Origin of the sequence: Streptomyces kanamyceticus, assembly GCF_008704495.1 — a bacterium.
Taxonomy (GTDB): Bacteria; Actinomycetota; Actinomycetes; order Streptomycetales; family Streptomycetaceae; genus Streptomyces; species Streptomyces kanamyceticus.
In genome coordinates this window covers 465984-486977 of the sequence record NZ_CP023699.1, presented here as the reverse complement: position 1 = coordinate 486977, position 20994 = coordinate 465984, and the positions used below count along the sequence as shown (strand labels likewise).

At 71.6% G+C, this 20994-nt stretch carries 16 protein-coding genes and 1 pseudogene; 4 read left to right on the top strand and 13 right to left on the bottom strand.

Annotated features, from left to right (window positions below):
* Nucleotide 1: 1 nt before the first annotated feature.
* Entirely contained in the window at nt 2–1060 is a 1059-nt protein-coding gene (locus CP970_RS01965; protein ID WP_055552545.1) for a ferredoxin reductase, read from the bottom strand.
* An 87-nt stretch (nt 1061–1147) separates the two neighbouring features.
* On the opposite strand from CP970_RS01965, the gene CP970_RS01960 reads away from it, so the two are divergent.
* From CP970_RS01960 to CP970_RS01945, 4 genes are all read left to right on the top strand, one after another.
* A complete protein-coding gene (locus CP970_RS01960; protein ID WP_055552547.1) occupies nt 1148–2287 on the top strand; it encodes a PucR family transcriptional regulator in 1140 nt (379 codons plus the stop codon).
* A gap of 190 nt (nt 2288–2477) precedes the next feature.
* Nucleotides 2478–2816, top strand: a complete 339-nt coding sequence (locus CP970_RS01955) for a thioredoxin family protein (protein WP_055552549.1) — start codon at nt 2478–2480, stop codon at nt 2814–2816.
* Between the two features lie 280 nt (nt 2817–3096).
* Complete coding sequence (locus CP970_RS01950) at nt 3097–3645, top strand: EF-hand domain-containing protein (RefSeq protein WP_055552551.1); 549 nt, start codon at nt 3097–3099, stop codon at nt 3643–3645.
* A 181-nt stretch (nt 3646–3826) separates the two neighbouring features.
* The gene (locus CP970_RS01945; RefSeq protein ID WP_055552553.1) at nt 3827–4378 is read left to right on the top strand and encodes an EF-hand domain-containing protein; all 552 of its coding nucleotides are present in this window, start codon (nt 3827–3829) and stop codon (nt 4376–4378) included.
* Nucleotides 4379–4528: 150 nt separating this feature from the next.
* Here the strand turns inward: CP970_RS01945 and CP970_RS01940 are convergent, their stop codons facing one another.
* The 12 genes and pseudogenes from CP970_RS01940 to CP970_RS01885 form a co-directional block, all read right to left on the bottom strand.
* Nucleotides 4529–6130: an ABC transporter substrate-binding protein gene (locus CP970_RS01940; RefSeq protein ID WP_055552555.1), complete on the bottom strand. Its 1602-nt coding sequence runs from the start codon at nt 6128–6130 to the stop codon at nt 4529–4531.
* Nucleotides 6131–6150: 20 nt separating this feature from the next.
* Nucleotides 6151–7092, bottom strand: a complete 942-nt coding sequence (locus tag CP970_RS01935) for a serine hydrolase (RefSeq protein ID WP_224058159.1) — start codon at nt 7090–7092, stop codon at nt 6151–6153.
* Nucleotides 7089–8495 carry a serine hydrolase domain-containing protein gene (locus CP970_RS01930; RefSeq protein ID WP_055552557.1) on the bottom strand — a complete coding sequence of 469 codons (1407 nt, stop codon included), beginning with the start codon at nt 8493–8495 and terminating at the stop codon, nt 7089–7091. The genes CP970_RS01935 and CP970_RS01930 overlap by 4 nt, the downstream gene beginning before the upstream one ends.
* Nucleotides 8496–8636: 141 nt before the next feature.
* On the bottom strand, nt 8637–10301 hold the full coding sequence (locus CP970_RS01925) for a PucR family transcriptional regulator (RefSeq protein ID WP_317987138.1): 1665 nt from the start codon (nt 10299–10301) through the stop codon (nt 8637–8639).
* Between the two features lie 154 nt (nt 10302–10455).
* A pseudogene (locus CP970_RS45710) lies at nt 10456–11182 on the bottom strand (enolase C-terminal domain-like protein); the annotation flags it as partial.
* 5 nt (nt 11183–11187) lie between these two features.
* Entirely contained in the window at nt 11188–12096 is a 909-nt protein-coding gene (locus CP970_RS01915) for a GNAT family N-acetyltransferase (protein WP_224058158.1), read from the bottom strand.
* Entirely contained in the window at nt 12093–12389 is a 297-nt protein-coding gene (locus CP970_RS01910) for a zinc-binding metallopeptidase family protein (RefSeq protein WP_055552559.1), read from the bottom strand. The genes CP970_RS01915 and CP970_RS01910 overlap by 4 nt, the downstream gene beginning before the upstream one ends.
* Nucleotide 12390: 1 nt before the next feature.
* Nucleotides 12391–15789 (bottom strand): serine hydrolase, encoded by a 3399-nt coding sequence (locus CP970_RS01905; RefSeq protein ID WP_150492875.1) that lies wholly within the window; start codon nt 15787–15789, stop codon nt 12391–12393.
* Between the two features lie 73 nt (nt 15790–15862).
* Nucleotides 15863–16915, bottom strand: a complete 1053-nt coding sequence (locus tag CP970_RS01900) for a dipeptidase (protein WP_055546408.1) — start codon at nt 16913–16915, stop codon at nt 15863–15865.
* Nucleotides 16912–17895 carry an ABC transporter ATP-binding protein gene (locus tag CP970_RS01895; protein WP_055546410.1) on the bottom strand — a complete coding sequence of 328 codons (984 nt, stop codon included), beginning with the start codon at nt 17893–17895 and terminating at the stop codon, nt 16912–16914. Before CP970_RS01895 ends, CP970_RS01900 begins: the two co-directional genes overlap by 4 nt.
* Nucleotides 17892–19817 carry a dipeptide/oligopeptide/nickel ABC transporter permease/ATP-binding protein gene (locus tag CP970_RS01890; RefSeq protein WP_224058156.1) on the bottom strand — a complete coding sequence of 642 codons (1926 nt, stop codon included), beginning with the start codon at nt 19815–19817 and terminating at the stop codon, nt 17892–17894. Before CP970_RS01890 ends, CP970_RS01895 begins: the two co-directional genes overlap by 4 nt.
* 63 nt (nt 19818–19880) lie before the next feature.
* The gene (locus CP970_RS01885) at nt 19881–20882 is read right to left on the bottom strand and encodes an ABC transporter permease (RefSeq protein WP_224058155.1); all 1002 of its coding nucleotides are present in this window, start codon (nt 20880–20882) and stop codon (nt 19881–19883) included.
* Nucleotides 20883–20994: the final 112 nt, after the last annotated feature.

Genomic DNA, 20994 nt, shown 5'->3' with positions numbered 1-20994 from the left:
CCTAGCGTTCGATGTCGCAGGGGCCCGCCGCAGCGGACACGCAGGTCTGGATGAGGACGCCCGGCTCGGCCTCGGTGATCTCGCCGGTGCGCAGGTCGCGGACGGCGCCCGCCTTGAGCGGCGTGACGCAGCCGAAGCAGATGCCCATGCGGCACCCGGAGGGCATGAGCACACCGGCCTCCTCGCCGATGTCCAGCAATGGCGTGGCGCCGTCCGCGTCGACGGTCTTGCCGGTGGAGCTGAACGTGACCTCGCCGCCGCCGTCACCGGCGACGACGATGCTGGGGCGGAAGCGTTCGGTGTGCAGGCGCTCTTGGACGCCGCGCTCGGTCCAGTGCTCTTCGGCGGCGTCGAGCAGGCCCGAGGGCCCGCAGGCCCAGGTCTCGCGCTCCGCCCAGTCGGGCACGAGTTCGTCGAGACGGGCGATGTCGAGCATGCCGTCCGTGTCGGTGTGCACCTCGGTGAGCCGCAGCTTCTTGTCCGCGACCAGTTCGTGCAGTTCGTTGCGGAAGATCACGTCTTGCGGCTGTGGCGCGCAGTGGACCATGACGACGTCGTCGAACTCGGTGTCGCGCAGCATGCCCATCACGGGCGTGATGCCGCTGCCTGCCGTCAGGTAGAGCACCTTGGCGGGCTTGGCCTGGGGCAGCACGAAGTCACCGGTCGGCTGGTCGAGCTGGATCAGCGTGCCCGGTTTGGCCCTGCGGACCAGGTGGTTGCTGACCTTGCCGTCCGGGATCGCCTTCACGGTGATCGTGACGCGGCCGTCCTGGCGGTGTGTCGGCGAGGTGATGGAGTAGGCACGCCACAGGCGCACCCCGTCGACGTCGACCCCGATCCGCACGTACTGACCGGCCGTGTGGCCGCGCCAGCCCTGCCCCGGCCTGATCACGATGGTCGCGGCGTCACCCGTCTCGGGGCGCACGGCCTCGATGCGCCCCCGCAGGTCGGCGCCCGCGCGCAGCGGGCTGACCAGGTCGAGGTAGTCCGACGGCAGCAGCGGCGTCGTGACCATCTCCAGCAGTTTCCACGCCCTGCTGCGGAGGGCTGTACTCGTCATGGCTTCAGCTTGCTGCGCCTCAGGGCGTAAAGTCCTGACCGCAGGACGTAAATCTGGTCGGCTGAATTGTTCGCAGGGAACAAAAACGTGAGCCATGCAATCCGAAGGGCCAGTGAACTGGCCCTGGACGAGACGACGGTCACCGCACTTCGGGCGGCGCTGAAGACCACCGCCGACGAGGTCGTCCAGGCGATCATCGACGAGGTCCCTCCCTACGCCAACGCTCTTTCGGGCCGCATGGGCGCCACCATCCGCCGAGCCGTCCGCACCGCCCTGGGGCACTACCTGGACCTCGCGAGCGGAAACGCCACGGGCGGCGACGCCGGTGACGCGGCCTACGAGCTGGGCCGCGGCGAGGTGCGCGACGGTCGTTCGATGGACGCCCTGCTCAGCGCGTACCGCGTCGGCGCCCGCGTGGCCTGGCGATGCCTGGCAGCGGGTGCCGTACCCGCTGGTCTGCCCGCCGCCGAGGTCGCCAAGTTCGCCGAGCTGACCTTCGCCTACATCGACGAGCTCTCCGCCGCGAGCGCCGCGGGCCACGCCGATGAGCTGGCCGCCCGGGGCAGGGCCCACGAGCGTCACCTGGAACACCTGGCCCGCGACCTCCTCGCCGGCGCGAGCCCGGACGTGCTGCTTGCCTCTGTCCAACGGGCCGGGTGGCAGCCTCCGGTCTCGCTGACCGCGGTCCTGCTGCCCGCCGATCAGGCCCGGCCTGCCTACCGCACGCTCGACCCGAGCACCCTCGTCCTCGACGACCTGCCGGACGTCACCGGTGTGCTGCTCGTCCCCGATGCCGACCGATCACATCTCTTGCGGCAGCTGACCGACCGCACCGCCGTGGTCGGCCCGGCCCGGCCATGGACTCGTGCGTCCGACTCGTACGCACGAGCCGCACGCGCGCGCTCCCTCTCCTCTGACATTCGCGACACGGAGGACCACCTGCCCGAGCTGGTGCTGAGCGCCGACGCGGACGCGTTCGCAGACCTGCGTGCCAGAGCCCTCGCACCGTTGCGGACCTTGCCTGTCGCGACCGCACGGCGGCTGGAGGAGACGTTGCGGGCGTGGCTGCTGCACCAGGGCAGGCGGGACGAGGTGGCGGCGGCGTTGTTCGTCCATCCTCAGACAGTCCGGTACCGGATGGCGCAGCTGCGGGAGCTGTTTCCGGATCTCGCATCGCCACACCGGGTCCTTGAACTGACGCTGGCGGTCGGTCTTCGGGGCAGCTGACGAGTACGTCGACCGTCCACGACCGCATCCACGACCGCATTCACGAGCGCATCCACGAGCGGTCCAGGAATCGCGCCTCGACCGGCAGGGCGGTCAGGCCGGGACACCAGGGGTGGGGGCCGGGCCGCTCGCGCCGGGGACCGAGGGATGATGGGGATGCAATGACGGAACGTTGAGGTCAGGAGCTTCCATGGCGAAGCGGGTTCACCGACCCCGTGAGGACGCGGAGTTCGATTTCATCCTCGGGATGAGCGGAGCTCCGGTCCTCGCATACTTCACCGGGACATGGCCCAAGGCAATCGAACCCTGCCGAGTGATGGACCTCGTCGTGGGTGGCATCGCCGACGACTACGCGGGCCGCCTGACGGCCGTCCGCGCCGACATCACACGTTGTCCGGCCGCAACCGAGCGATACGGGATCACCGGAGCCCCGTCCTTCGTCCTGCTGAAGGAGGGAGAGGCGGTGGCGCACGGCTCGGGGCCTATGACCATCACCGAGGTGCGGAAGTTCTTGGACGGCCACCTCTGAGCGGCCGCCGCGGCACGTGGCCGCGACGCCCGTCACGTCTCGTCGCTGGGAACTGCGCCGCCCTGAGACACCTTGGGGCTGAGACCCTTCCCACGGGTCACATAGCGCCGTCCAGTTCTCACACGCCACATGTCGCAAGTGGTCCGGCCGAAACCGCAGTGCCGAGTGGCGTCATCGTCCGCGACGACGCTGTCGCTCTGAGCAGTGCAGTACCTCCTGTTCGCGTCGGCGGCCGGGAATAGGCCTAGTCGCACCGCTGAGGCGCATTTACCGTGCGCCTATGGATGCGCTGCGCACACGCAAGTACGACCGGTGGTTCCGCGCCGCAGACGTCGATGGCGACGGCGCGATAACGCGGCAGGACGTCGTCACGATGAGCGAGCGCTACGTCAGGGCCAGGGGTATCGCCTCCGACTCCCCTCAGGCGCGGCAGATGTACGAGACCATGCACGGATTCTGGGAGTCCGTGATCGCCCCGGCCGACGCCGACAAGGACGACAGGGTGACCTCGGCGGAGGTCACACAGGCGTTCGCCGCCACTTTCACCGATCGCGCCCGCTACTCCGAGGAGCTTGCGCCGGTCGCCGACCGCTTCTTTGACCTCGCCGACGGCGATAGCGACGGTGCGATCAGCCGTACCGAGTTCACACACATCTTCGGAAGCACTGGACGGGCCGCCGACGACGAGTGCGCCGAGGTGTTCAACGCACTCGACCTTGATGCATCCGGAGCCCTCTCGAGGGTCGAATATCACAAGGCCGTCTCCGAGTTCTTCTACGGAGACGATCCCGGCTCGCCGGCCAACCACATCTTCGGCCGTCTCACATAAGGGAATTGGGCTGGCTCCCTTACGCACGTCGAGACCTGAGGCTCCGATGGAACCCCAGGGAGTGCCGACTCCAGGTTCCAAGGTTGGGCCGACCAGCTTCAGCGTCCGGCGTGTGTTCGCCGTAGCATCCGCCGGCTACATCCGATACATGTGCCCGACCACTCCGTTCAAGGAGGCCGCCATGGCGCAGAACAGCACCGAGCAGAAGTTCACCTTCCTGTTCACTTGGTTCGACCGCACTGGTGACGGCTACCTCACTCGCGATGACTTCCAGCAGATCGGTGAGGTGTTCGCCGCGGTAGCGCCGGACGAGGGCAACAAGAGCGCGCTGCGCGAGGCATTCATTCTCTGGTGGGACGTCTTGGGCGAGGCCGGTGCTCCGGACGCTCAGGGCCGCATCGGGCGCCAACAGTTCATCACCGCCATGCGCTCCCACATCGCCGCCGATGCCAAGACCGTCGAACGCCTGGTGACGCCCATCATCGACGCCCTCATGCGCGCCCTGGACACCGACAAGAGCGGCATGCTCACCGCTGATGAGTACGTCCGCATGTACGAGGCCCTCGGTATCGACCCGGCCACCTCCAGCGCGGCCTTCCAGCGCCTCGACCGCAACGGCAGCGGCACCATCACCCACGACGAGTTCCGCACCGCCATCGAGGAGTTCTACCTCAGCACCGACACCGAGGCACCCGGCAACTGGCTGCTCGGCTCGCCACTGCCGCGCGGCTGATCGGTCCCGAGGTGGCCGAACTTGAGGAGCGGATTGCCGCGTTGACGGAACAGCCGGAGGCGGAGCGCTCCGGGACGGGTCCCCGTAGGCTCCGCGCCGCCGCCACCACGCCACCGGCCGTAGCGAAACCAACCGACCACCCGGGGGCGCTCAGTCCCCGTACATCCGGATCGACGACGGTGTGACGCTGGAGTAACTCACCTCGAACCGCGCTCCCGCCCCGAAGGTCGGTACGACGGAGTCGACGAACGGGATCACGTCCACCTGTGTGATCAGTTCCGATTCGGCGCGGCCCCAGGTGGGGCAGCCCTTGGCGCCCGGCATGCGGGAGGCCTTGCCGACCAGGGTCGCGTACGCCGCGTTCTTGATGTGGGCGAAATTCGTGCCGTTCGGGGGTGTCGGCCCCGAGACGAAGGGCCTGAGCTGGGACGGGAGTGCCAGGCCGAGGGGCAGGACGGCGGCGTCCCAGGAAGCGTTGCCCGCGATCACCTGAGTGATGCCCGTGGTGTCGACGCCCTTGATCGTCACCTTGGCCCCGATCGCCTGCCAGGCCTTCTGGAGCAGTTCGGCGGCGGACGCGGCCGGTTGTCCGAGCTGGCTGGGGTAGACGAACGTGAGCGCGAGCCGCTTGCCGCCCTTCCTGCGGTCTCCTTCGGCGTCCTCCTTCCAACCGGCCCGGTCCAGGAGGGACTTGGCGGCGTCCACGTCGTGCGGCGGCAGCCTGCCGGTGACCGTGTTGTCCTTGCAGACCTTCGGTTCGTTGGTGACGAAACCCCGAGAGGGTTTGCCGGTTCCGCTGCTGAGCACCTTGCCGATGTCCGTCAGCTTGACGGCCTGGACGAGGGCGCGGCGCAGCGCCGGATCCTGGCCGGGCCGCCCCGGAGCGTGGTTGAACCAGATCTCGCCCAGCGCGTCGGTCGCATCGGCGTGGAACTGGCCGCGGCCCAGCAGGCGTTGCCGGTCAGGTCCGCTGAGCCGCGCGGCGTTCAGTTCGCCGGACAGCAGCAGGTTGGCGGCGGTCGTCTCATTGGGGATGACGCGGAGGCGGACCTTGTCGGGCAGCCCCTGCTGGTCCGCCTTCCACGGGCCGGGGCCCCAGGTGTAGTCCTTGCGCCGCGTGAGGGTGTAGTGGTCGCCCGGCACGGCCTCGGTCATCGTGAACATTCCGGTGCCGTGGTGCCCCCTGGCGAGCGATCCGCGGTCCGCCAGGCCCTTGCCGCAGACGATCGGCACCATGCCGATGTTGCGCAGCAGGAAGGCGTCGGGAATCTTGCTCGTGACGGTGATCTCCCGGGCGGCGGCGTCGGCCCGCACCGTGGTGCCCGGGTTCACCAGCAGGCCGGTCATGGGCGACTTGTTCTTCACGTCGGCCATGAACGCGATGTTCGCGGCGACGTCCCGCGTGGTCAGCGGCGTACCGTCGGCGCAGGTGACGCCGCGGCGCAGCGTGAAGCGGGCGGTGGTCGCGTCCGCCTGCCACTTCTCGGCCAGGCCCGCGCGCTCGGTACCGTCCTGAGCCACGTGGACCAGCGGGTCGTACAGGAAGCGGTCGACCTGGACGGCGATCGACATGGCGGTCAGGGCCGGGTCGAGCGTGCCGGGGTCGGCCGACAGCGCCATGGTGAAGGTCCTGCCGTCGGCCAGGGTTCCGCCCGATGCCGGTCCAGCGGTGGCGGCGTAGGGGCCGGTGCAACCGGTGAGGCCCAGGGCGGCGGCGCCGATGACCGATGCTGCGACCCGCGCAGATCTCATCGCAGATCCCGTGGCGGAACTCATCCGTGCCTCCCGGCGGGTTGCCGCAGGTGGTCGACGGCGATGCGGGCGGCCCGCCCGATCGAGGCGTCGACTGCGGGCAGCCGGTCGTCGAGGGTGGCGGCCCGGGTGAAGACGGCCACGGCGAACCGGCGCCCGTCGGGGTAGGCCACCACTCCGGCCTCATTGCGTACGGCGGGCAGCGTGCCGGTCTTCGCGGCGATCGTGACGTCGGACGCGAAGCCGGACGTGAGGCGGTGCGGCCAGATCTGACGCCTCATCATGCTCCGTACGCGCTCGCATGCTTCGGGTGCCCCGGCACGGTCGGTCCAGATCGCGTCGAGGAGCTCCGTGATGTCGCGCGGCGTCGAGGCCGAGGTGCGCGCGGGGTCGAGCACCGAGCTCTGCCAGATCTGCTCGGGCGTCGCCGCGGCGAGCGCGCGCTCAAGTTCCCCGGGTTCGCCTCCCGGGCCTGCCATGTCTCCCCACACCACACCGAGGTCCGCCGCGAGCGAGGCGAAGAGGTCCTCGCAGCAGCCGGTCAACCGGGTTCGGGAAAGCCCCAGTTCGGCGAGCACCTTTTCCACGGTCACGCGCCCGAGCCGGTGGCAGAGGACGTCGGTGGCGGCGTTGTCGCTCATCGTCAGCATGAACAGCGCCACGTCGCGCCAGGTCATCTCCACGTCGTCGGCGCAACCCGCAGTGCCGATCCCCCCGATGCGGTAGCGCGCGGGGATCGTCGTCCGTTCCCGTTCGTCCAGACGCCCTGCGGCCACTTCGCGGGCGTACGCCACCGCGACGGGAATCTTGAAGACCGATGCCAGGACCACGGGGGCGTCCGCGCCGAACGCCACCTCGGGCACTGTCCCGGGTCCGACCTCGCGGGCGTGCAGAAAGCCCTGGGCGCCCGCCTCTTCGAAGACCGTCGCGATCTGCTCGTTCACGTCGTTCACGTCGTTCACGGCGCGACCCTGCGGTCGGCCCGGCCGGTGTGCAGGAACAGCGCATGGCCCGCGCCGTCGTCGCCGACGAAGGCGTACAGCCCGTGCATGCCGTTCTCGGGCTCGACGGCGATCAGGGTGTCCTCGTGCGCGCCGACCAGCTCGGTCTTCTCCCGCCTGCCGCCGAGTTGGGCGAAGACCCCCTTCGGGCGCCGCTCGGCCCAGATCCGCCCTTCGGCGTCCTGGCTGACCTCCGTGTCGGCTGCCGACGACGTGTACGTCCCGACGTAGCGCGAGGCGTCGACGTGTGGTGCTGCCGGGTCCGGCACCGGCAGCGCGGGCAGCTCGACGCCCGCGAGCTCGCGCAGGACACGGCCGACGATCTCGGTGTACAGGACGAGCGGGTCGCCGCCGTTGGTCAGGACCGCCACGGCGACGTCCTGACCCGGCGCGACGCGCAGGAACGCGGACTGGCCGATGGTGCCGCCGTCGTGGCCGACGACGGTGCCGCCGGGGAAGTCGAAGATCTCCCAGCCGAGTCCCCAGGCGTCGCCCAGGAGCCCCAAGGGCGGTAGTTCCACCTGGGGTTGGCGCATGGCACGCGCGCTCTCGGCGCCGAGTACGCGCGTGCCGTCGGGGCCGAGACCGTCGGCGAGGTGCATGCGGGCGAAGGCCAGCAGGTCGCGGGGGCGCATGGCGAGCATCGACCCCGCCGCCGAGTTCGAGCGGACGAGCGCCCACACCGGGGCGGGCTCGGGGGCGGCGTCCGGGGTGGGCCTCAGGTGGCCGACCGCGGCCCGGTGCAGGATCGCTTCGTGCGGTCCTGTGGCCGCGTGGGTGAGCCCGAGCGGGGTGAACAGATGGTCGCGCAGGCATGCGTCGTACGACTTTCCGCGCAGCACCTCGACGATCCGGCCGAGCACGCAGTAGGCGGCGTTGTTGTACGAGAACCGCTCGCCCGGTGCGAAGAGTTGGGGCACATCGCCGAACGTGGCGATCAGTTTCTCCAGGCAGTCGTCGCCCTGACCGGTGTCGGTGAAGAAGTCGCCCTCGAATCCGGCGACGTGGCACATCAACTGCCGTGTGGTGACGGCGGCCGCGGCCTCGTCGGCGGCGAGCTTGAAGTCCGGCAGATAGGTGCGTACGGGCGCGTCGAGGTCCAGCGTTCCCTCGTCGACCAGCTGCATCGCGAGCGTCGTCGTCCATACCTTGGTGATCGAGCCGATCTGGAACACGGAGTCCGGCGTCGCCTCGACCCGGGTGCGCGTGCTGAGGACTCCTGCGGCGGCGTCGATCACCTGGTCGCTGACGCTCACGGCGACGGCGGCGCCCGGTACTTGGTTCTCGGCGAGCAGGGACGGCAGGCGCTCGTTCAGCCAGATCTGGAGGGCTTCGAGTTTTGTTGCGTGCGGAGCAGTCGACATGTGTATCCCCTTGCTCACGGGTCGGTCGGTCGAGCTGGCAGCAACGCTAGGGCGCAGGTCGCCGAGGGGATTCGTCCGCGCGCACGACGCGGGGAGCCGCATTCATCGCCCCGTACGAGTCCCGCCCGCATCGGGCGGCCTTCAGGACGGCCGGGCGTGCGGCCACAGCCGCAGTTGCAGCATCGCGGCGAAGCGTGCGTCCGCGTCCGTGAGGTCGAGGCCGCCGACTTCCGCGAGGCGCCGCAGCCGGTAGCGGAAGGTGTTGGGGTGCACATGGACGGCCGCGGACGCCGCGATCACGTCGCCGAACGTGTCGAGCCACGCCCGCAGCGTGTCGACCAGACAGGTGTGGTGCGCCGCGTCGTACGCGATGAGCCGGGCCACCGGGCCCGAGGGCGGGTCGCCGCGCTCCGCGATCACGTCGGTGAGTTCGAGGAGGAGCGACTCGACGAGTACGTCGGCGATCCGGGCCACCGACCGGTTCCCCCGGCCCGCGCGCAGCACCCGCAGCGCCCGGTCGGCGCCGGCCCGGGACGTGGGGAGAGCGGTGCTCTCCCGGGCGAGAGGGCCGACGCCGACGAGGAGTTCCTGCCGTTCGCCGACGCGTTCCAGGAAATCGTCCGCGACCCGGGCCGTCCGCTCCTCCGCGTCCGGGCCGTCGGCGGGGACCGGGACGATGCCGTAGACGACGTCGCCGACGAGCGCGGCGGCCGAGCGGGGGTGGACGGCGGTCAGGTGCATCGCGAACGCGTCGGCCAGGCGCTGCCGTTCGGCCACGTACCTGGCGTGCCGCGCTGCGGACTGGTCGCCGTCCGGGCAGTCCGCGACCGCCAGGGCGAGCACCACGCCCGGCTGTTCCGCGAGACCCAGGCGGCCGAGGGCCTCGGCCGCGCCGGGCCCGCCCTCCAGGGCCGTACCGACAAGGTCGACGCGCAGCCTTCGCTCGACGTCGGCGCCCGCGCGCAGCCGCAGCAGATGCAGCGCCACCAGCTTGGCCGCGTCGCGCAGCGCCTGGCCGCGCTCGGGGCTGAGCGGCCCGTGCACCGCGGCCCAGATGGAGCCGAGGATCTCGTCCCCGGCCCGGACGGCCAGCGCGACGCGCGGCAGGCTGAGCTCGCCGGTGTCCCTCTGGACGAGGGGCTCGACGTACACGGGCAGGTCGCTGCGGTACAGGGCCTGGAAGACTCCGCGTTCCTCCAGGATCCGGGTGAAGCGCGCGGGCACCTGGCGGCCGAGGATGGTCTCCACGCGGGACGAGTCGGCCTCGTCCTGCCGCCCGGAGAAGGCGAGCACCCGCGAGCTGCGGTCCTCGATGGTGACGGGGGCGTCGAGGAGCGCCCCGATCGCGTTGGCCAGGGCGAACAGGTCCCCTGACGGCACGCCGCCGAGGGTCTCGCGGCCCGTCTTCCCGACGTCGCCCTCGGCGATGAGCGAGCGCAGCATCGCGGCGAGCTGCGCCCACGAGGCGCCGCGGGTCAGACCGAGGAGCGCGACGCCGGAGCGTCGCACCGCCTCGGTGACCTTCTCGTCGGTGGCGACCGGCGCGCGGACGACGAGCCCTGCGGCGCCCTGGTCGCCGAGGGCGTCGAGCAGTCGCACGATCTCCGTCGGATCGTGCACGGCGACGCCGAGCACGAGCGCCTGGGGCGGTGGTACGGGTTCGTCGTGCGGGTCGTGGATGACGACGCCGCCGATGTCGTCGGCGCCGTCGGGATCACCGCGGACGAGGTCGAGGAGGGTGGGGCCGAGATCCTCAAGGACGCGCCGGAGGCTGGCTCGTGGATGGGTGGTCATCGGGGTGAGCACGCCTCCTACCGTAGGAGGCGTGATGCGGCCCCACGTTCGTCGTACGCGCCGAAATCCTATGCGGAGTTCGTCGCGTACGACAGGGCCGTCCTCGGCGGCGGCCGGGGGGCCGCCTCAGACCGGGATCCACTCCGTGGAGACGGTCACCGCGTCGAGGGCGTCCGCGAGCGGGGCCACATCGATGCCGGGCCCGGTGTCCAGCATGCCGCCGCGGCTTGATGTTGACGATGCTGGTGGCGCCGATGGCGATCGCGTCGGCGGCCGCGCGGGCCGAGGTGATGGACTCGTCGAGGCAGATCGGCGTACGCACCCGGCGGGCGAGCTCCGCATGGCCCAGGAGATCCTGCCTCGGGCAGCGGCTGTTCGACGAGGAGCAGGTCGAACGGGTCGAGCCGGGCCAGATGGCGTGCGTCGGCCCGGGTCTACGCGGTGTTGGCGTCGAGCTGGAGCAGCACGTCGTCACCGAAGCGTTCGCGTACGGCGCGCACCGGAGCGATGTCCCAGCCCGGCTCGATCTTCAGCTTGATGCGTACGTATCCGGCGTCGAGGTATCCGGCGACGGCTTCAAGGAGCTCCGGGACCGAGTCCATGATTCCGACCGAGACCCCGCACGGCTCCCGCTCCCGCACGGCACCCGGCTCATGGGCGAGCGGTACGCCGCGCTCGCGCAACTCGGCGTCCAGGACGGACGTTTCGAGTGCCGCCTTCGCCATCATGTGCCCCTTGAAGGGGCCGAGCGCGGGAGCGACGGCGGACGCGTCGAGCCGGTCGCGGCGGGGCGCGAGCGCCGGAATCAGGAAGCGGCGGAGCACGTCCGCGCAGCCGTCCACGTACTCGGAGGAGTACAGCGGATCGCTCATCGCGACGCACTCGCCCCAGCCCAGCTTCATGGGGTGTTCCTCCTTTCGACGATGTACCAGCCCGCCCGGTCGAAGCCGGTGATCCGCGCCCCGTCGGCGAGCAGACCGCCCAGGACGTCGCGCAGGGCGGAGCGCCAGGCGGCGGCGCAGGCGGGGTCGGTGGTGCGCAGCTCCTCGATGTCGCCGGGTACGGCCACCAGGACGGCCGGTCCCTCGGTGGTGCCGGGGACGGGGCGGCCCTGCGGGGAGACGGTGAGGCCGGGGACGGCGCCGGCTGCGACGCTCGCCGGTGCGGGGCGCTGTCCGGCACAGGCCGCGACGACCTCGGGGGCGTCGAGGCGCCAGGTGACGAGGAGGCGGTCGGTGTCGTCGGCGCCGTTGATGTTGTCGTTCATCCGCCCGTAGAAGTTGGGCAGGTACGCGGTGGCCGCGGTGGCCAGTTTGCCGAGGTTGAAGTAGGCGTTGCGGCGCACGAGCGGGTCGAACGTCCAGGAGATCTCGGTCACTTGGTGCCGCAGGGCCCAGGCCCGCTGATGCAGTTTGAGGGCGTAGCCGACGTGGCGGCCGTGCGTCTCGGCCGCCACTGCGGCGATGTGGCTGTGCAGGGCCCGCTCGGCGGGCGGAGCGAAGAACCCGACGCAGGCGCCGACGAGTCGGCCACCTTGGTCACCTTGATCACTGTCGAAGGCCCCGCCGACGTAACTGCCCGCTTTGGCGAGCGCGCGCAGCAGTTCGCTCGTCAGCGGCGGGTTGCTCCCGTCGGGTTGCCAGATCTCCTCGTAGAGACGCTCCACGGCCTTCAGGTCGGCCAGTTCCGTCAGTTGACGGACGGTGGTGCGGGACGCGCGGGCCGCCGACTCCGCGGCGACGGCGGCCTCTTCGGCCACCTTTCCGGTGTCGGCGGTGCGGTTCGTCTCGCCGGACAGGTCAATCACTGGAGGAGCTCCCTCGGCAGCGCCGTGAGCAGGGCGGTACGCCGGGGCGGTTCGGCCACCTCGACGTGTTCGTGGTCGGCGTGCGCGCCGCCGCCGTCCGCGGTGAGCGGTCCCATGCCGAGGTCGCGGGCGAGCAGGTCGGCGCGGGCGAACAGGTCCCGTGACGCGGCGCCGGGCAGCGGTGGCCGGTTGGGGCCTCCAGCGATGTCGCGCACCCTGACGGCGAGGATCTTCGGGAGTGCCGCATCGAAGTCCCGTACGAGGTCGGGTACATGGGCTTGATGAGTGGTCATGTCAGGAAACCTTCGGGGTGGCGCGGGCGCCGTAGTGGACGTAGGGCTCACCGGTCGGGAGCGTGTAGAAGGTGACCGGGACCCAGGTCCGCGTACCGGGTTGGCGGAAGACGAACCGGCTGTCCTCGACCGGGACGAGCGTGAACTCCTGGGTGGGTGTCGGTTCCAGCGCCGCGAGGGGGCCCGTCGTGGTCTGGCGCAGCGTCAACCCGCCGTCCGTGGCGAGGACTTCGATGCGCGCACCGGCTCGCTCGTACACCCCGGTGTGCGGGGCGCCGTCGACGGTGGGTGGCTGGTCGGCGGGGGCCAGGGGGCGGGGCATGGTGATGCCCGCGAGCTCGGCGAAGATCTCCCGGAACAGGTCGTGGTACAGGTCGCGCGTGTTGCCGCCGTTGGTGAGCAGCGTCACCGCGAGGCCCTGGTCGGGCAGGACGCGCAGGAACGCGGACTGGCCGATGGTGTTGCCGTCGTGCCCGTACAGCCGCTGTCCGTCCCAGTCGAAGCGGATCCAGCCGAGGCCCCAGGAGTCTCCCAGGGTGTCCTGGTCGGGCAGGGCGGTCTGGTGGGCGGCCATCCGCGCCGCGCTCTCCTCGCTCAGGACGCGGGTGCCGTCCGGGCCGAGGCCGCCGGTCAGATGCAGCCGCGCGAAGGCGAGCACATCGGCGGTGTCGGCGCTGACGAGTCCTGCGGGGCCGACCGAACGGGGGAGTCCCCACACCGGGGCGGGGGCGGGAGCCGCATCGCCATCGGCGACGTGGCCGACGGCGGCGCGCAGGAGCAGCGCTTCCTCCGGGAGCGTCAGGGCGCGGGTCAGGCCCAGCGGGGTGAAGAGCCGCTCGCGCAGCGCCTGGTCCCAGGTGAGGCCGGTCAGTTTCTCGATGACCCGGCCGGCCAGGTTGAAGCCCGAGTTGCAGTACGAGAAGGTCGCGCCGATGGGGTGGCTCTGGCGCGTGTCGCCCAGCAGGTCGACGTAGCGCTCCAGGCAGTCGTCGCCGCGACCCGTGTCGGTGAAGACGTCGCCGTCGATGCCGCTGGTGTGGGTGAGCAGATGCCGCATCGTCACCTGCTTGGTGACGGTGGGGTCCGCCAGGCGCAGTTCGGGCAGTACGTCGACGATCGGGGCGTCCAGGTCCAGCTTGCCCTCGTCGACGAGCTGCATGACGACGGTGGCCGTCCAGACCTTGGTGACCGACCCGATCTGGAAGACCGAGTCGTCGGTGACATCGACGCCGGTGGCGGTGCTGAGGACGCCGTGGTGGGCCAGGAGGACGTCGTCGCCCACGCCTTGGGGGCCGAGCCGCAAAATGCCCAGGGCCGCGCCGGGTACCCGGTGTGCCGTGGCCAGTTCGGTGAGGCGCCGCTGCCAATGGGACGTGTCGAAGGGCACCTTGTGCGGCCGCCCCGGCTCACCGGCGTAACGCTCCACCCAGTCCACGATGCGCTGGTTGAAGTCCGCCCGGTGGGAGGGCGGCCCGTCGAGCAGGAACAGGTGTGAGCTGCCCGGGTACAGGACCAGTTCGGTGGGGACGCCCTGCGCGCGGAGCGCGCTGAACCACTGCTCGGCCTGCCCGACGGGGCAGCGCTGATCGTCGCCGCCCTGCACGATCAGGGTCGGCGTGCGCACGTGGTCGACGCGGGTCATCGGTGACTGCTCCGCGTACTTGTCGCGGGCCGCCCACGGCGCCCCGCCCAGTTCGGCCGCGCTGAGCGGGTGCGCGGCGTCGGACGTACCGGCGATGCTGGTCAGATCGCTGACCACACCGCCGGCGACGGCTGCGGCGAACCGGTCGTCGCGGCCGGTCAGATAGCAGGTCATGTACCCGCCGTAGCTGTAGCCCGTGACGGCGAGCCGCCTCGGGTCGGCGATGCCTTCGGCGACGAGCTGGTCGAGGGGCTCGGTGAAGTCCGCAGCGTCGGAGATGCCCCAGGCGCCGAGCGCGGCGGTGAAGAACTTCTCGCCGTAGCCGTCACTGCCCCTCGGGTTGAGCAGCAGCACGGTCCAGCCGCGCGAGGCGAGCTCCTGATGGTAGAGGTGTACGGAGTCGGCCGCGCCGTTCCAGGCGTTGTGCGGGCCGCCGTGGATGTCGAGGAGCAGCGGGGCGGGGCCCCGGCGCTTCGGGTCGCGCACGAGCCAGCCGTGCACCACCGTGCCGTCGGAGATGGTGAACTCCCGCTCCTCGCGCACGAGGAGACCGGCAGCGCCGGGCGTGCCGTGCGCGGTTCGGGTGGCGACCGCGCCCGAGCCGAGATCGACGGTGGCTATCTCACCGTAGGAGGACGCGGTGGACAGGACGACCGCGACGGTGCCGCCCGCCGCCGACACCCCGCCGACCTGGAGTGCGTCGCCGCCGTCCGCGCGGCGGGGGACGCCGCTGCCGTCGGCTTCGGCGACGTAGAGGTGGGTGAGTCCGCGGTCGCGCAGACAGACGAGCACCTGGCGTCCGTCGGCGGTGAGTTGGGGGAGCGCACCGGGGTAGCCGGCGCCGCCGGGCATGACGTTGCGGTCCAGTGCGCCGGTCAGGTCGACGGGGGCGGCGACCTCGCCGTCGGGGGCGGCGGCCCCGTCATCGCCCACCGGTACGCGCAGCAGCCGGGTGTGCCCCACCGCGGTGCCGGTCGAGCCGACGACGAGCAGTGCCGCGCCGTCCGCCGTCCATGTCACGGTGGCCGCCTGGCCGTTGGCAGCGCCGACCCGTACCGGCTCCGCGTGGTGCGGGCTCACCTCGATGACGTACGCCGCGCTGCGGAACGTCAGATCGGCGTCCGCGTCGCGTGCGGCGGGGAACGCGATCCGGGTTCCGTCGGGCGACCAGGCGGGGGCGCCCGCGTGCCAGTCGCCGTGGGTGAGCTGCCTGACCTGGCGATCGGCTAGGCGTACCACGTGCAGATGGGTACGCAGGGTGCGCAGCAGTCCCAGGCCGTCGGCCTTGTAGTCCAGGCGCCGGGCGACGACGGGCTCCTTGGTGCGCCGGGTGCGCGCGGTGCCGCTCTCGCCTTCGGCGGCAGCCAGGTCGACCGGCGCGGTGAACGCGAGCGCGCTGCCGTCGGGACTCCACACAGGGGCCCCCGCGCCGAGCGGCAGGGTCGTGACCTGCTCGGGCTCGCCGCCCGTCGCGGGCAGCAGCCACACCTGGGCGGGCCCGCCTTGAGGTGCGCGCAGGAAGGCGATCCGGGTTCCGTCGGGAGACCAGGCGGGTGCCATGTCCGCCTGGCCACGCGTCAGTTGGCGGGGCTCCGCGCTGCCGGTGGCGCCGACCTGCCAGAGCGTTCGCAGGTCGCGGTCGGCCTCGCGGTCGGCGGCGCGGAGCACGTACACGATCTCTTCGCCGTCCGGGGAGACCGCGGGCTGCTCGGGCAGGGCGAGGCCGTACAGGTCGTCGATGCGCGGGCGCGGGGTCACGGTGCGCCACCTCCTCGTGAATCGGGGGTCGGGGGACCGGCGGTGTGGGGCCGGGTGGGGAGTGCGGCGGTGGTCAGGAGGCGGGCCGTCCGAGACCGTCGCGGAAGAGCCGGAGCACATTGCCGCCGAGCACCCGGGCGATGTCGGCGTCGCCCCAGCCGCGCCGCAGCAACGCCTCGGTGACCAGGGGGAGTCCGGCTGGACCTTCGAGCCCCGGCAGGAACTGATCGGTGCGGAACCCCTCGATGACGGGGTGCGCGCAGCACGGCCGGGTGGTGTCCTCCATGACCTCCGCCACGAAGTCGGGGCCGAGCCCCACGTGTTCGACCCCGGCGACGTCGGCGAGGTGCTCGATGTGGTCGACCAGCCGGTCGACGGTGTGGTCGTGCTCGTGCAGGAACGGGGCGAAGAAGTTCACGCACACCACACCGCCCCGCGCCGCGGTCTCCTTGAGCTGGTCGTCGGTGAGGTTGCGGTGATGGTCGCGCAGCGCACGCACCGACGAGTGCGTGGCGATCACCGGGCGGGTGGACAGCTCCAGTACGTGGTCGACACCGGCGGCACCGAGATGGCTGATGTCGAAGATCATGCCGATGCGTTCCATCTCGGCGAGGGCGGTCACCCCCGCCCGGGTGAGCCTGCTCCCGGCCGCGTCCTCGCCGCTGCCGTCGGCGAGCGCGGTGCGCCCGAAGTGCGCGAGCGATGCGATGCGCACGCCCAACCGGTAGAGGGTTTCGAGGAGTTCGACGTCATCGCCGACGCCGGGCGCGCTCTCCAGGGCGAGCACGAGCGCGATCTTCCCGTCGTCCAGGGCGGTGTCCACCTCGGCGCCGTCGCCGCAGAGCCGTACCGCGTCGGCGTTTCCTTCGGCGACGCGGTGCGCGGCCTCGATCATGCGCAAGGTCTGCCGGAGCGCCCCTTCGGGCCGGTACTCGTCGTCGATGAAGACGGGCAGCACTTGTACGTTGACCCCGCCTTCGTGCAGTTGGGGCAGCCACTGCTCGCGGAAGAACGCCGCCCACCGGTCGACGGGCCTGGCCGCCACCGCGATGAGCAGGTCGTTGTGCGTTTCGACGACGACGCTGCGCCGGTGCAGCTCGGCTGCGTTGGTGGGTGCCGTGGTCATGCTCGGGCTCCGTTCGGCTCGGCGGGTTCCCCCGCGAAATGACAGGCCGCCCGGTGCGGACGCCGTCCGGCGTCCTGGGCGGGATCGGTGGTGCGGCAGAGGTCTCGGTCGGCCCTGGCGAGGGGGCCAAGGGCGCAGCGCGGGTGATAGCGGCAACCGGCCGGCGGATGGTGCGGGTCGCTCGGCTCCGCGTCGGCGGCCCCCGGGTCACCCGTCTCCTCGAACAGCGGGGTGTGCCACGACGGGGCGGCGCTCAACAGCTCACGTGTGTAGGGGTGCTGGGGGTCCGAGAGCACTTGTTCGGCCGGTCCCGCCTCGACGATCCGCCCCAGGTACATGACGGCGATGATGTCGCTGAGGTAGCGCACGACGGCGAGGTTGTGCGAGATGAAAAGCATGGACAGGCCCAGCTGCCGCCGCACATCGCGTACGAGATTGAGTACGGCGCCCTGCACCGACACATCGAGCGCTGAAGTGATCTCGTCGGCGATCACCACCTTCGGCTGTCCGGCCAACGCGCGGGCCAGCGCCACCCGTTGCCGCTGACCGCCGGAGAGCTGGGCGGGCAGCATCCCGGCGCGGTCCGGATCGAGGTTGACCAGCTCAAGGAGGCGTGCCACCTCGGCCCGGCGCGCCCGGGCCCCCGTGGTCCCGCCGCCGCGCGGCATCGCCTCGCTGATCGAGGCGCCGATGCGCATGCGCGGATCCAGCGAGGAGTACGGATCCTGGAACACCATCTGCAGCGGACGGCGCCCCGCCAGGTGCCGCACGTCGGTCCCGTCGAGCAGCACCCGCCCCGCACTGACCGGCGCGAGGCCGACCGCGCTGCGGGCGAGCGTCGACTTCCCGGAACCCGACTCGCCCACGAGGCCCACCACTTGGCCGGACGGCACGGTCAGACTGACGCCGTCGACGGCGGTGAGCCCGCTGCGGCGGGTCCCGTACCGCACACTCACCTGTTCAAAGACCAGCTCGCTCATGCGCCGCCTCCGGCGGTCTTGATGCCGACACCGCTCGTACGGGAACGGGACTCGGAGTCCTGCGGGTGCCAGCAGGCCACGCGATGCATGGCGCCGACGGCGCCGACGTTCACGGGGTCCGGCTCATCGGCCCCGCACCGTTCGTCGGCGAACGAGCAGCGGGAGGCGAACGCGCAGCCCGCGGTCACCTGTCCCGGCTCCGGCGGTCGCCCCGGGATGACCGCGAGCGGCGCGTCCCGGTCGGTGTCGAGCGCCGGTACCGCGGCGAGGAGCGCCCGGGTGTAGGGATGGCGCGCGGCAGTGTGCAGGTCGGCGGTGGGCAGGTCCTCCACGATCCGCCCGGCGTACATCACCAGGACCCGTCGGCAGCTCTGCGCCACGACGGTGATGTCATGGCTGATCAGCAACAGCGCCGCCTGCCCGCTCCCGTCCCCGCCCTCGCGCACCTGGGCGAGCAGCCGCAGCACCTGCCGCTGCACGGTGACGTCCAGGGCGGTGGTCGGCTCGTCGGCGATGACCAGGCGTGGCTCGCCCATCAGCCCCATCGCGATCATCGCCCGCTGCCGCATGCCGCCGGAGAACTCGTGCGGATACTGCCGGGCCCGGCGCTCCGCGGCGGGCACCCGCACCTCGCGCAGCCGCTCCACGGCCCGGTCCAAGGCCCTGCCGCGCGAAAGACCCTGGTGCTGCTCGGACACCTCGGCGAGCTGACGTCCGATGCGCTGCGTCGGGTTGAAGGAGGTCATCGGATCCTGGAACACCAGGGCCAGCGACGTACCGAGCAGCCCGCGCACCTCGGGCTCGGGCGCCCGCAGAAGCGGTGTCCCGAGGAACTCCAGGCGGGCCGCGGTCACCGTACCCGGCGCCTCGATCAGCCGGGAGACGCCGAGCGCGGTCAGGCTCTTCCCCGAGCCGGACTCGCCGACCACGCCCACGGACTCCCCGGCGCCGACGGTGAAGCTGACGCCGCGCACCGGGGTCACCGGCTGCCCCGCAGGCCCGGGGAAGGCGATGTGAAGGTCATCGACGAGCAGCACGGGCCGGTCGTCGCCCACACAAGCAGCAGGAGCGGCGGCCGCAGCAGGGGCCGAACCCTTCAGTGGGGACGGCCTCGACGCGCGCGCTCCCACCACACCCGCCACGGTCTCCCCGAACAGGTTGAACGCGAGCCCGGCGACCACCACGGCAACACCCGGCGCGAGGGCCGCCGTTGGATTGACGTAGATCTGGTTGAGCCCCTCGCCGAGGAGCCGCCCCCAGTCGTAGGCCGGGGCCTGCACCCCGATGCCGAGGAACGAGAGCCCGGCGAAGGCGAGCAGCGCCATGCCCGCGCTGATGGTGGCGTTGACCACCAGCGGCTCCCCGATGTTGGGCAGCACGTGCCGGACGAGGAGACGGACCCGGCCCACCCCCGCGACCCGCGCCGCCGCCACGAAGTCGCGCCCGGCGACGGCTGCGGAGAGCGTCTGGGTCAGCCGGGCGAACGCGGGCGCCATGGCGAGTCCGATGGCGAGCACCGCTCCCTTGGTCCCGACCCCGAAGATCATGGCGAAGAACAGGGCGAGCAGCAGCCCGGGGAAGGCCACGGCGATGTTCACGGCCGACGTCACGATGCGGCCCGCCCAGCGGGGGAGTACGGAGGGTGCGGAGCCCAGGACCGTTCCGGTCGCCACCCCGATCAGCGTGGCCGTCACGGCGAGCTCGATGGACAGCCGCGTCGCCACGAGGACGCGGGCGAGGACGTCCCGCCCCAGACTGTCGGTGCCGAGCAAGTGCGCTGCGGTGGGGCCCTGTTGGATGGCGTCCACGTCCACGGCCGATGCCTGGTCGCCCCAGAGCGCGGGTGCGAACAGGGCCAGCGCGATCACCAGCGCCAGCAGCGCGGCGGAGCAGGCTCCCACCGGCGTGCGCAGGACGGCCAAGACTTCCGCACTGCCGTTTCTGCTATTCCTTCCGTTCCTTCCGTTCCTGGCGTTCTGCACGGCTCAGGCCTCCCGGATCGTCGAGCGTGGATCGAGCACCGCGAGCAACACGTCGACCAGCAGATTCACGGTCAGCACCCCGATCCCGTAGACGAGGACGATCCCCTGCACGACGGGGTAGTCCTTCTGCTGGATCGATTGCACGATCGTCGACCCGAGCCCGGGCCACGCGAAGACGTTCTCGACGAGGACGGTCCCCGCCACCAGTCCGGTCAGCACCAGACCGGCCATGGTCAGCGTCGCGGTGAGCGCGTTGGGCAGCGCGTGCCGTGCGTAGATCCGCCGGGCGGGCAGCCGCTTGGCGCGCGCCGTACGGATGAAGTCGTTGCCGAGGACGGCCAGCATCTCGACCCGGACGATCCGCGCGAGGACGGCCGCGGGGCCAACAGCCAGTGCCAGCACGGGAAGTACGTACGAGATCAGGCCCCCGCGCCCGGCCACGGGAAACCAGCCCAGGTGCACCGAAAAGACATAGACGAGCCCGACGGAGAGCAGGAACTCGGGGATCGCCGCCAGCAGTACGCTGGTCGAGGTGAACGCCAGCTCCCCGCCCCTGCGCCGCCCTCCCCTGGTCAGCACGGCCATCACCGCGCCCACCGGAACCGCCACCACCATGGCCACGACGAACGCCGCCAGGGCGAGTTGCGCCGTCGCGGGCAGCCGGTCGCCGATCTGCTGCGAGACGGGCAGATTGCTGAGCACGGACGTCCCGAAGTCGCCGCCGCACAGGGACCGCAGGTAGTGCCAGTACTGCGTCAGCAGTCCGTCGTCGAGGCCCAGCGCCTGCCGCCTCGCGTTCACCGTTTCCACGGGCGCCGTCATGCCGAGCGCGGACCGTACGGGGTCCCCGGGCATCAGGTGGATCATGACGAACGCCGCGGTGACCACCACCCAGAGCGACACCACGAACCGCCCGAGCCGCCGTACGGCGAACGACAGCCAGGGGCTTCCCAGTACTCCCGCCAGCACACCCGGCGTTGCGGGCCCGGCAACCACAGCGACCACCAGAAACGACCTCCGTCGGACTCCCATCGGAACCCTGCGAGTGTCGCGCCCACCAGGGCACCGGCGATTCGTCCCCGCGCACAAGAAGCAGACGTCGGCTGGTGCCGCAGGA